This window comes from Paraconexibacter sp., assembly GCF_059438195.1.
Genome location: NZ_JBLKKY010000097.1, coordinates 1 through 11,601 on the forward strand (window position 1 = coordinate 1; position 11,601 = coordinate 11,601).

Annotated in this window: 12 protein-coding genes; all 12 read left to right on the forward strand. The window is 73.1% G+C overall.

Annotated elements, in window-relative coordinates:
- Window positions 1-187 precede the first annotated feature (187 nt).
- The 12 genes from ACME2J_RS20775 (at window position 188) to ACME2J_RS20830 (ending at window position 11,502) form a co-directional block, all read left to right on the forward strand.
- A complete protein-coding gene (locus tag ACME2J_RS20775) occupies window positions 188-601 on the forward strand; it encodes an NEW3 domain-containing protein (RefSeq protein WP_495546860.1) in 414 nt (137 codons plus the stop codon).
- Window positions 601-1,668, forward strand: coding sequence for a polyprenyl synthetase family protein (locus ACME2J_RS20780; protein WP_495546861.1), 1,068 nt, complete (start codon window positions 601-603; stop codon window positions 1,666-1,668). The genes ACME2J_RS20775 and ACME2J_RS20780 overlap by 1 nt, the downstream gene beginning before the upstream one ends.
- Before the next feature lie 51 nt (window positions 1,669-1,719).
- Window positions 1,720-2,310, forward strand: a complete 591-nt coding sequence (locus ACME2J_RS20785; protein WP_495546862.1) for a helix-turn-helix domain-containing protein — start codon at window positions 1,720-1,722, stop codon at window positions 2,308-2,310.
- A gap of 21 nt (window positions 2,311-2,331) precedes the next feature.
- Complete coding sequence (gene leuC / locus ACME2J_RS20790; protein ID WP_495546863.1) at window positions 2,332-3,678, forward strand: 3-isopropylmalate dehydratase large subunit; 1,347 nt, start codon at window positions 2,332-2,334, stop codon at window positions 3,676-3,678.
- Window positions 3,679-3,680: 2 nt separating this feature from the next.
- Window positions 3,681-4,226, forward strand: a complete 546-nt coding sequence (gene leuD / locus ACME2J_RS20795) for a 3-isopropylmalate dehydratase small subunit (protein ID WP_495546864.1) — start codon at window positions 3,681-3,683, stop codon at window positions 4,224-4,226.
- Window positions 4,223-5,263, forward strand: a complete 1,041-nt coding sequence (gene leuB / locus ACME2J_RS20800) for a 3-isopropylmalate dehydrogenase (RefSeq protein ID WP_495546865.1) — start codon at window positions 4,223-4,225, stop codon at window positions 5,261-5,263. The genes leuD and leuB overlap by 4 nt, the downstream gene beginning before the upstream one ends.
- 30 nt (window positions 5,264-5,293) lie before the next feature.
- On the forward strand, window positions 5,294-6,241 hold the full coding sequence (locus tag ACME2J_RS20805; protein ID WP_495546866.1) for a branched-chain amino acid transaminase: 948 nt from the start codon (window positions 5,294-5,296) through the stop codon (window positions 6,239-6,241).
- 130 nt (window positions 6,242-6,371) lie between these two features.
- The gene (gene cimA, locus ACME2J_RS20810; protein WP_495546867.1) at window positions 6,372-7,973 is read left to right on the forward strand and encodes a citramalate synthase; all 1,602 of its coding nucleotides are present in this window, start codon (window positions 6,372-6,374) and stop codon (window positions 7,971-7,973) included.
- Window positions 7,970-9,097 carry a DegT/DnrJ/EryC1/StrS family aminotransferase gene (locus ACME2J_RS20815; protein ID WP_495546868.1) on the forward strand — a complete coding sequence of 376 codons (1,128 nt, stop codon included), beginning with the start codon at window positions 7,970-7,972 and terminating at the stop codon, window positions 9,095-9,097. Before cimA ends, ACME2J_RS20815 begins: the two co-directional genes overlap by 4 nt.
- Window positions 9,098-9,161: 64 nt before the next feature.
- Window positions 9,162-9,560: a hypothetical protein gene (locus ACME2J_RS20820; protein ID WP_495546869.1), complete on the forward strand. Its 399-nt coding sequence runs from the start codon at window positions 9,162-9,164 to the stop codon at window positions 9,558-9,560.
- Between the two features lie 12 nt (window positions 9,561-9,572).
- A complete protein-coding gene (gene argH / locus ACME2J_RS20825; protein ID WP_495546870.1) occupies window positions 9,573-10,910 on the forward strand; it encodes an argininosuccinate lyase in 1,338 nt (445 codons plus the stop codon).
- 4 nt (window positions 10,911-10,914) lie between these two features.
- A complete protein-coding gene (locus ACME2J_RS20830) occupies window positions 10,915-11,502 on the forward strand; it encodes a DNA-3-methyladenine glycosylase (protein ID WP_495546871.1) in 588 nt (195 codons plus the stop codon).
- Window positions 11,503-11,601 lie beyond the last annotated feature (99 nt).

Below are 11,601 nucleotides of genomic sequence, written 5' to 3' on the forward strand. Positions count from 1 at the left end.
GGTCCGCGGCGCGCGGCCCCCCGGCGGGCGGCCACGCACCGCGACCGCCGCTGCACGCCCCGCCGGGCGCGTCGCGCCGCGCCCGGGCCGGAGCGCGCCGGGCCTGGTGGCCTCGCCGGCGGCGACGCCTCCGCGGCCGGCTCCCCGGCGAGGGCGGCTCGACCCAGGTGAGATCGTCGACGACCTCGTGCGGATCCTCGCGGAGCTCCTCGAGACGGCGGGCGAAGCCGCCCAGGACGTCGCGCGGGTCATCGACCGGGACGACGCCGACGGCGTCTCCGGACCCGCCGAGCTCGAGGTCGAGGCGCCGGCGGGCGGGACGGGCGTGGCCGAGTTCACCTTCTGGAACACGGGCCCGGCGGCCCTGCGCGACGTGCGCATCGAGGCCGACGACCTCCTCGGCGCGGGCGGCTCGTGCCCGTCGAGCGCGGTCGGGATCCGCCCGTCGCACATCACGGTCGTCCCGCCGGGCGACGCCGTCACCGCCACCGTCGCCGTGGAGGTCCCGCGCGGCATCCGGGCGGGGCTCTATCGCGGGCTCCTGCGGGCCGAGCCGGGCGGCGCCTACGCGGTGCTCTCGCTCACCGTCACCGCGGGGTGATGGCGGCGACCGGCCGCACCGCGACGGCCGGCGAGGTCGCGCGGGTGCTGGAGGAGGACGGGCGGCGCGCGCGCGAGGCGCTCGTCGCCTACCTCCCGCAGGACGGGCCGCGCCATGAGCTCTACGACCTCGTCGCCGACTACCCGCTCCGCCCCGGCAAGGGGCTGCGGCCGGCGCTCTGCCTCGCGACGTGCCGCGCTCACGGGGGTCGCACGGAGGACGCGCTCCCGGCCGCCGCCGCGATCGAGATGCTCCACAACGCGTTCCTCGTCCACGACGACATCTGCGACGGCGCGCAGCGGCGCCGCGGCGGCCCGGCCCTGCACGTGCAGCACGGCGTCCCGCTCGCGCTCAACGCGGGCAACGCCCTCGCCTGGATGGCGCTGCGCCCCCTCCTCGACAACGTCGAGCGCCTCGGCGCGCGGCTCGCGCTCGACGTCCTCGAGGAGTTCGACCACCTCACGCGGCGCACGATCGAGGGCCAGGCCGTCGAGCTCGGCTGGCGCGAGCGCGACTGGCGCGCGATGGACGTCGACGCCTACCTCCGCCTCGTCCTGGCGAAGACCTGCTGGTACTCGGCCATCCATCCGTGCCGGGTCGGCGCGCTCATCGGGTCCGCCGGCGACGCCGACGTCGAGGGCATCGCGCAGTTCGGCTTCTTCCTCGGCGCGGTCCTCCAGGTCCGCGACGACATCGAGAACGTGAGCGACCGCGACGGCGCGCGCGGCAAGGACTTCGGCTCCGACATCCTCGAGGGGAAGCCGACCGTCCTCCTCGTCCATCTGCTCGGGACCGCGTCCCCCGCCGAGCGCGACGAGGTCGGCGGGCTCATCGGACCTGCGGGGGACGCCGCGGGGGTCCCCGCCGCCGAGCGCATCGACCGCGTCGTCGCGCTCTTCGAGGAACGCGGCTCGATCGACTACGCCTGCGCGTTCGCCGACGGGCTCGCCGGCGCCGCCCTGGCGGAGTTCGACGTCGCCATGGGGCACCTCCCGGAGTCGCCGGACAAGGACGTCGTGCGGTCCCTCGTCCTGTACCTCCGGGATCCGGCGATCCGCGGGCGCTGAGCCCCGCGCCGCCCCAGCGCCCATTACGGGCGTATGCGATAACGTACAGGCGTGGCCGTCACCGACGACACCCCGCGCGATGCCCATGTCGGCTCGCGCGTCCGCGCGCTGCGGGAGGCGATGGACCTCTCGCTGCGCGACCTCGCCGAGCGCTCCGGCGTGAGCGCGCCGATGCTGAGCCAGGTCGAGCGCGGCGAGACGAGCCCGACCCTCCACGTCGCCGGCCGGATCGCCGCCGGCCTCGACCTCACCCTCTCACAGCTCCTGCGCCTCGACGAGGCCGGCAGCGTGACGATCGTCCGTGCCGGCGACGGCCGCACGGGCGGCAGCGCCACGGGCCATCGCTTCGAGATCCTCACCGCGCCGCTCCCCGGACAGCGCGCGGAGCTCAGCCGTCACGAGCTCGACGCGGGCGCCACGACCGGCGGGGCGGGGGACCCCCCGATCCACGAGCCCGGGAGCCGCGAGACCGCCCTCGTCGTGGAGGGCGAGGTCGTGCTCCACATCGACGGCGAGGTCCACGACCTCCGCGCCGGCGACTGCGTCACCTTCGACGCGGACCTGTCCCACCACTTCGAGAACCCCGGCCCCGACGGAGCGGTCCTGCTCGCCGTCGTGAGCGCCGGGCTGCGCCGCAGCTAGATCCCACCCCGGAGACACACGATGCCCAAGACCCTGTTCGACAAGATCTGGGAAGCCCACGAGGTCGCCGACGGCCTCATCTACATCGACCTCCACCTCGTCCACGAGGTGACGAGCCCGCAGGCGTTCGACGGCCTCCGTCTCGCCGGGCGGAAGGTCCGCCGGCCCGACCGCACGCTCGCGACGGCCGACCACAACACGCCCACCGACGGGACGCCGGTGGCGCGGCTCATCAAGGACGAGCTGAGCCGCAAGCAGGTCGAGACCCTCGAGCGCAACTGCGAGGAGTTCGGCGTCCCCGTCTTCTCGCTCGGCTCCGACAAGCAGGGGATCGTCCACGTCATCGGCCCGGAGCTCGGCGTCACCCAGCCCGGCATGACGATCGTGTGCGGCGACTCGCACACCGCGACGCACGGCGCCTTCGGAGCGCTCGCCTTCGGCATCGGCACCTCCGAGGTCGAGCACGTCCTCGCGACGCAGACGCTCGTGCAGAACCGGCCGAAGTCGATGCGCATCCGCTACGAGGGCGAGCTCGGCAAGGGGGTCACCGCGAAGGACCTCATCCTCGCGACGATCGGCCAGATGGGCGTCGACGGGGCGACCGGCCACGTCGTCGAGTTCGCCGGCCCGGCGATCGAGGCTCTCTCCATGGAGGGCCGCATGACCGTCTGCAACATGACGATCGAGGGCGGCGGCCGCGCGGGCATGATCGCGCCCGACGAGAAGACGTTCGCGTGGCTGCGCGAGCGCGGCGTCGAGATCGACCCGGCCTGGGAGGACCTCCGCACCGACGAGGGCGCGACCTTCGACCAGGAGATCGTCGTCGACGCCTCCGCGATCAGCCCGCTCGTCACGTGGGGGACGACGCCCGAGATGGTCGTCCCCGTCACCGACGTCGTCCCCGACCCCGAGGACGCGGGCGACGAGCGCGCGCTGCAGTACATGGACCTGAAGCCCGGCACGAAGATGACCGACATCAAGCTCGACCGGGTCTTCATCGGCTCGTGCACGAACTCGCGCATCGGCGACCTCCGGGCCGCCGCGTCGATGATCGACGGCCACAAGGTCGCCGACGGCGTCATCGCGATGGTCGTCCCCGGCTCGCAGCAGGTGAAGGCGCAGGCCGAGGCCGAGGGCCTCGACGAGGTCTTCAAGGCCGCGGGCTTCGACTGGCGCGTCGCCGGCTGCTCGATGTGCCTCGGCATGAACCCCGACGTCGCCGCCCCGGGCGAGCGCGTCGCCTCGACCTCCAACCGCAACTTCGAGGGGCGGCAGGGCCGCGGCGCCCGCAGCCACCTCGTCTCCCCGCAGATGGCGGCCGCCGCCGCGATCGAGGGCCACTTCGTCGACATCAGGGACTGGAGCTGACCATGGACCCCGTCACCGTCATCGAGGGCGGCGTGACGTTCGTCGATCAGGACGACGTCGACACCGACCAGATCATCCCCGCGCGCTTCATGAAGCGCGTCGAGCGGACCGGCTTCGGCGAGTTCGCGTTCCACGAGTGGCGCGCGAACGGCTACGACCTGCCGCACAACCCGATCCTCGTCGCGGGCGACAACTTCGGGTGCGGCTCGAGCCGCGAGCACGCCCCGTGGGCGCTCATGGACTACGGCTTCCGGGCGCTCATCTCGCCGCGGTTCGCCGACATCTTCCGCAACAACTGCACGAAGAACGGCCTCCTGCCGATCGAGCTGCCGAAGGACCAGTGCGACGAGATCGTCCGCCGAGGGAAGGCACGCGTCGATCTCGAGGCCCAGACCGTCGACGAGTTCCGGTTCGAGATCGACCCCCAGATCAAGCACCGGCTTCTCAACGGGCTCGACGACATCTCGCTCACGCTCGCGAAGGCCGAGCTCATCGACGCCTACGAGCAGACCCGCGAGCGCAAGGGCCCGGTGACGACGTCCCTGTGAGCCGCCGCATCGTCACCCTCCCCGGCGACGGGATCGGCCCGGAGATCCTCGAGCCCGCCGTCGACATCCTCCGCCGCCTCGTGAGCGGCGTCGAGATCGAGGAGCACGTCTTCGGCGGCGCCTCCATCGATGCCCACGGCACCGCGCTCACCGACGAGGTGACCGAGGCGTGCAAGGGCGCCGACGCCGTCCTCCTCGCCGCGGTCGGCGGGCCGAAGTGGGACACGACGGACCCCGACGCCCCGCGCCCCGAGCAGGGCCTCCTCGGCCTGCGCAAGGCGATGGGGCTCTTCGCGAACCTGCGCCCCGTCCGGCCGCTGCCCGCGCTCTACGACGCGAGCCCGCTGCGCCGCGAGCGGATCGAGGGGACCGACCTCCTCGTCGTCCGCGAGCTCACCGGCGGCATCTACTTCGGCGAGAAGACCCGGACGGCGACCGACGCCTCCGACCTCTGCCACTACACGGTCACGGAGGTCGAGCGGATCGCCCGCGTCGCCTTCGACGCCGCCGGCAAGCGCCGCAACCGCGTCGCGAGCGTCGACAAGGCGAACGTCCTCGAGACCTCGCGGCAGTGGCGCGAGGTCGTGCATCGCGTCCACGCCGACGAGTTCGGCGGCGTCGAGCTCGAGGACGTCCTCGTCGACAACGCCGCCATGCAGCTCGTGGCGCGGCCCGCCGACTTCGACGTCATCGTCACCGAGAACCTCTTCGGCGACATCCTCTCCGACGAGGCGGCGATGATCACCGGGTCGATCGGGATGCTCCCCAGCGCGTCGCTCGGGGATCCGACGCAGCCCGGCCTCTTCGAGCCCGTCCACGGCTCCGCCCCCGACATCGCGGGGACGGGATCTGCGAACCCGCTCGCGATGTTCCTCTCGACGGCCCTCATGCTGCGTCACGGTCTCACTATGGAAGACGAGGCCGCCGCGCTAGAGTCGGCGGTGGACAAGGCCCTCGGCGAGGGGCTGCGCACCCGCGATCTCGGCGGCTCCGCGAGCACCGACGAGGCGACGCAGGCCGTGCTCGCGCATCTGTAGAGACGCAGGACGACAGGAGAGCGGACGGACGTGAAGCAGGCGGACCTCATCTGGATGAACGGCGAGTTCGTCGCCTGGGAGGACGCGAAGGTGCACGTCCTCACGCACGGCCTCCACTACGGCACGGGCGTCTTCGAGGGCGTGCGCTGCTACGACACGGAGAGCTGCGGGCCCGCCGTCTTCCGCCACGAGGAGCACATCGACCGGCTCTTCCGCAGCGCCGGCCTCTACTACATGGACATCCCGTACACGCGGGAGCAGATCCGCGAGGCGACGCTCGACCTCATCGGCCGCAACGACCTCCGCGAGTGCTACATCCGTCCGCTCGTCTACCGCGGGTACGGGACGATGGGCCTCTTCCCGCTCGACGCGCCGGTCGAGGTCTCGATCGCCGTCTGGGAGTGGGGCTCCTACCTCGGCGACGAGGGCAAGCAGAAGGGCGTCCGCGCGAAGGTCTCCTCGTGGCGGCGCATCAGCCCGGAGTCCCTCATCCCGCACGCGAAGGCCTGCGGCCAGTACCTCAACTCCGTCCTCGCGAAGATCGAGTCGCACAAGGCCGGCTACGAGGAGGGCATCCTCCTCGACGACCACGGGCACGTCTGCGAGGGCACCGGGGAGAACATCTTCGTCGTCCGCGACGGGAAGATCTACACGCCGCCGCAGACCGCGTCGATCCTCGACGGCATCAACCGCCGCTCGGCGATCCAGGTCGCCGAGGACCTCGGCTACGAGGTGCTCCAGCGCGACATCGCGCGTGCCGAGCTCTACCTCGCCGACGAGGTCTACGTCACCGGGACGGCGGCCGAGCTCACGCCGATCCGGGAGGTCGACGACCGTCCGATCGGCGACGGGACGCCCGGGCCGATCACCCGGGCCGTGCAGACCGCCTTCGAGGACGCCCTCCACGGGCGCGGTGAGCGCTACCGCGCGTGGCTCGACCCCGTCCCCGCCTTCCAGACGGCCGAGGTCGCCGGATGACCGGCCGCCCCGTCATCGGCGCCGCCGTGCGGCGAATTCGGTAGGCGGTCCGGCCGTCGCGTGCGCGCGATGGATCCGGGCCGCCACGCCCGATCCGTCCGCCGCACACCGCCGACCAGAAGGACCCACCATGACGATCCAGCTCTACGACGCCACCCTCCGCGACGGCATGCAGGGAGAGGGCATGTCCCTCACCGCCGAGGAGAAGGTCCGCGTGGCCCATCACCTCGACGCCCTCGGCGTCCACATCATCGAGGCGGGCTTCCCGAGCTCGAACCCCAAGGAGCTCGAGCTCTTCGGCCTTCTCGCGCTCGAGACCTTCGAGACCTCCGAGATCGCGGCGTTCGGCATGACGCGGCGCCGCGGCATCGTGGCCGAGGACGACGACGGCCTCCTCACGCTCGCGGGCTGCTTCGCCCCGATCTGCACCATCGTCGGGAAGACCTGGGGACTCCATCTCGAGAAGGTCGTGAAGGTCTCGCGGGAGGAGAACCTCGCGATGATCGAGGAGTCCTGCGCGTACCTCGTCTCGCGGGAGAAGCGCGTCATCTACGACGCCGAGCACTTCTTCGACGGCTACCGCGACGACCGCGACTACGCGCTCGCCTGCCTGCGCGCCGCCGTCGCCGGGGGCGCCGAGCGCGTCGTCCTGTGCGACACGAACGGCAGCTCGCTCCCGCACCAGATCGCCGAGGCGGTCGCCGACGTCGTCGCCGCCCTCGACGGCCACCCGGTCGGCATCCACTGCCACAACGACCTCGAGTGCGGCGTCGCCAACTCGATCGCCGCGGTGCGCGCCGGCGCGACGCAGGTCCAGGGGACGATGAACGGCATCGGCGAGAGGACCGGCAACGCGAACCTCGTCTCGATCGCCGGCAACCTCCAGTTCAAGCTCGGCCACGACGTGCTCCCGCCGGAGCGCGCCGCGAAGCTCACCGAGACCGCCCACTTCGTCGACGAGATCCTCAACCTCGTCCCCGACCCCAACCAGGCGTTCGTCGGGCGCAACGCGTTCGCCCACAAGGGCGGGCTCCACGTCGCCGGGGTCCGCGCGGACGCCGCGACCTTCGAGCACATGGACCCCGAGCTCGTCGGGAACGCCCGCGCGCTGCTCATCTCCGAGCTGGCGGGCCGCCAGACGGTCGCCGAGAAGGCGCGCGCCGTCGGCATCGACATCTCCGACGAGGCGGCGAACCGGCTCATCGAGCGGGTGAAGCAGCTCGAGCACGAGGGCTACCAGTTCGAGGCCGCCGACGGCTCGTTCGACCTCCTCCTCCGCAAGGAGAGCGGCGCCTACGAGCCGCTCTTCCGTCTCGAGAGCTGGCGGGTCATCGTCGAGCAGCGCGCCGACGGGAAGGTCGAGACCGAGGCGACCATCAAGATCTGGGTCGACGGCGAGCGCTACGTGCGCACCGCCGAGGGCAACGGCCCGGTGAACGCGCTCGACGCCGCGCTGCGGGAGGCGATCACCGCGATCCACCCGCACCTGCGCGACATCGAGCTCGTCAACTACAAGGTCCGCATCCTCGACGAGAACCACGGGACGGGCGCGACGACCCGCGTCCTCCTCGACGCCTCCGACGGCACGGAGACCTGGGGGACGATCGGCGTCGGCGAGAACGTCATCGCCGCGTCGTGGCAGGCGCTCGTCGACTCGCTCGAGTACGCCGAGCAGCCGCGCTCGGACGGCGCGGTCGCGGCGGCGCGCGACGGCGGGACCTCCGGCGCGTGACCGACGACGAGATCCCGCTCGCCCGGCCGGTGATCGGCCGGGAGGAGGAGGAGCGCGTCCTCGCGGTCCTGCGCTCCGGTCAGCTCTCGCTCGGGCCGACCGGTCCCGAGTTCGAGCGCGCGTTCGCCCGGCGCGTCGGGGCGGCGCACGCCTCGGCGGTGTCGAGCGGGACGGCCGGGCTCCATCTCGCCCTGCGCGCCGTCGGCGTCACCGACGGCGACGAGGTCGTCACGTCGCCGTTCAGCTTCGTCGCGAGCGCGAACGCGGTCGTCTTCGAGAGAGCGCGGCCGGTGTTCGCCGACATCGACCCGGTGACGCTCGACCTCGACCCGGCGGCGGCCGCTGCCGCGGTCACCGAGAGGACGCGGGCGATCCTCCCCGTCCACATCTTCGGCTACCCCGCCGACCTCCCGGCGCTCGAGCGGATCGGCCTGCCCCTCGTCGAGGACGCCTGCGAGGCGCTCGGCGCGTGCGACGCCGAGGGCGTGCCCGTGGGCGGGCGCGGCCATCCCGCGGTGTTCGGCTTCTACGCGAACAAGCAGATGACGACCGGCGAGGGCGGCATGGTCACGACCGGCGACGCCGCGGTCAAGGAGCGCATCGACTCCGAGCGCAACCAGGGCCGCGCGCCCGACATGGGATGGCTCGACCACGACCGGCTCGGCTTCAACTACCGCCTCAGCGACCTCCAGGCCGCCGTCGGCCTCGCCCAGCTCGATCGCCTCGACGACATGCTCGCGGGCCGTGCGCGCGTCGCGGCCGCCTATCGCTCGGCGCTCGCGCCGGTCGTGGACCGGCACGAGCTCGGGCTGCCGTGCGAGGACCGCGCCCGTGAGCGCCGCGGCTGGTTCGTGTTCGTCGTCCAGGTGCCGCGCGGCCGCGACCGCGACGGCGTCATCCGCGCGCTCCGCGAGCGCGGCGTCCAGTGCAAGCCGTACCTGCCGGCGATCCACCTCATGAGCTACTACCGCGACGTCCACGGCCACCGGGAGGGGGAGTTCCCGGTCTGCGAGGACGTCGCCGCGCGGTCGGTCGCGCTCCCGTTCTTCCCGGAGATGACCGAGGCCCAGGTCGCCCGCGTCGCGCAGACGCTCGGGGACGTCCTCGACCGCCCCCGAGCCTGAGGGCGGGCGCCTCGGCCTGGCTGGCTGGCTGGACAACCCGTCCGGCGCTTTCCATAATCCGCCGATGTCGCACGGACGCCCTCGACCCGCCGCGCCGCGGGCACGTCGCCCGCTCGGGCGCGACGAGGCGGCCCGGCGCCGCTCCCGGCGGGTCGGCACGGTCGGCTTCCTCCTCGCCGCAGCGCTCCCGGTCGTTCTCTGGCACGACCTCGTCGCGGACATCGCCAGCGCCTACGAGCCGGAGTGGACGTACCTCGTGAGCGGCTGGACGCCGTGGCTGCTCATGGCCCTCGGGCTGCTCTGCTTCGTCAAGGTCGCGATCAGCGACCTGCGGCACCGCGATCGCCGCTTCCACCCGCCGGCGACCGGGGCGTGGACGGGGTGGGGGGTCACGCTCTACCTCCTCGGCTTCGGTCTCGCGACCCAGGTCGCCCAGATCGCCGACGCGTTCCACGCTGGGTAGCCTCCGGCGCCCATGTCGCGCTTCGCCCTCCCGCAGGACGCCGCCTTCCAGGCGCTCAACACCTCGCTCGGCTTCGACCGCCGGCTCTGGCCGCACGACGTCGCGCAGTCGCGCGCGCACGCGCGCATGCTCGCCGCCGGCGGGATCATCGGCGAGGCCGACCGGGACGAGATCCTCCGCGGCCTCGACGCGGTCGAGGCCGAGCTGCGCGACGGGACGTTCCCCTTCCGCGAGGACGACGAGGACATCCACATGGCCGTCGAGCGGCGGCTCACGGAGATCGTGGGACCGGTCGGCGGGAAGCTCCACACCGCGCGGTCGCGCAACGACCAGGTCATCACGGACCTCGCGATGTTCACCCGCGCCTCCGCGGAGCGGCTCGCAGAGGCGGTCGACGGCCTGCGGCGCGCTCTCCTCGAGGCGGCCGAGCGGCATCTCGACTGGCCTCTGCCGGGCTACACGCATCTCCAGCGCGCGCAGCCGGTCTACCTCTCGCACCATCTGCTCGCGTACTTCTGGATGGCGACCCGCGACGTCGAGCGCTTCGAGGCCGTCGTGCGGGCGACCGACGACCTCCCGCTCGGCGCGGGCGCGCTCGCCGGCGTCAACTTCGAGACCGACCGCCGCATGGTGGCCGAGGAGCTCGGGTTCGGCGGCGTCAGCCCGAACTCGGTCGACGCCGTCTCCAACCGCGACTTCGCCCTCGACCTGCTCCACGCGCTGTCGGTCTGCGCGACCCACCTCAGCCGGCTCGGCCAGGAGATCGTCCTGTGGACGAGCTCGGAGTTCGGCTTCATGACGCTCTCGGACGCGTGGTCGTCCGGCTCGTCGATCATGCCGCAGAAGAAGAACCCCGACGCCGCGGAGCTCCTCCGCGGCAAGGCCCCGCGCGTCTGGGCCCACCAGGCGGCGCTCCACGGGGTCATCCACGCGCTTCCGCTCACCTACAACAAGGACCTGCAGGAGGACAAGGAGCACCTCTTCGACGCCGTCGACACCGTCGAGCTCTGCGTCGCGGCCGCCCGCGGGATGATCGAGACGGCGACGTTCCACCGCGAGGCGATGGAGGAGGCCGCCTCCGACCAGATGATCGCGGCGGTCGATCTCGCCGATCTCCTCGTCCGCAGGGGCACGCCGTTCCGCGAGGCGCACGGGGTCATCGCGGGGCTCGTCCGGCAGGCCGTCGACGAGGGCCGGACCCTCGCCGAGGTCGCGGTCCCCGCGCTCGGCGACGAGGCCGCCGGCGTGCTCGAGCAGTCCTCCTGGCTCGAGTCGAAGGTCTCCGAGGGCGGGACGGCGCTCGCGCGCGTCCGCGAGCAGATCGGCGCGGCACGCGACCGGCTCCGGTGAGCGCTTGAGCTCGACGGTCGCGCTGCCCGCCGCGTTCTACGACCGGCCGGTCCTCGACGTCGCCCGAGACCTCCTCGGGTGCGTCCTCGCGCACGACGGCGCGGCCGGCGTCATCGTCGAGACGGAGGCCTACCACGAGTCCGAGGCGGCCTGCCACGCGCACATCGGCCTGACGCCGCGCACGCAGGTCCTCTTCTCCGACCCGGGGACGGCGTACGTCTATCGCTCGTACGGCATCCACGCCCTCGTCAACGCCGTCTGCGAGCGGCCGGGCACGGGAGCCGCCGTCCTCATCCGCGCGCTCGAGCCGGTCGAGGGCCTCGAGCTGATGCGCGAGCGCCGCGGTCGCGACCGCGAGACCGAGCTGTGCTCCGGCCCCGGCAAGCTCGCCCAGGCGCTGGGCGTCGACCTCTCGCGCAACGCCTCGTCGCTCGCGACCGGGCCGCTCCAGATCCTCCCGGGCACCCCCGTCGCCGACATCGCCGTCGGCCCGCGCATCGGGATCACGAAGGCGGCCGACCTCGACTGGCGGTTCTGCGTCGCGGGCAGCCGCCACGTCTCGCGGCCCTGGCCGCCCGGTCACGCGGGCTGAGCCGGCCCTCGACGGAGCCGTCGTCGGCGGCTCAGCCCGGCGGGACGCCGCCGACGCCGCCGTTCGGCGCGGGGGCCGGTGTCGGCGCGGGCGCCGGGG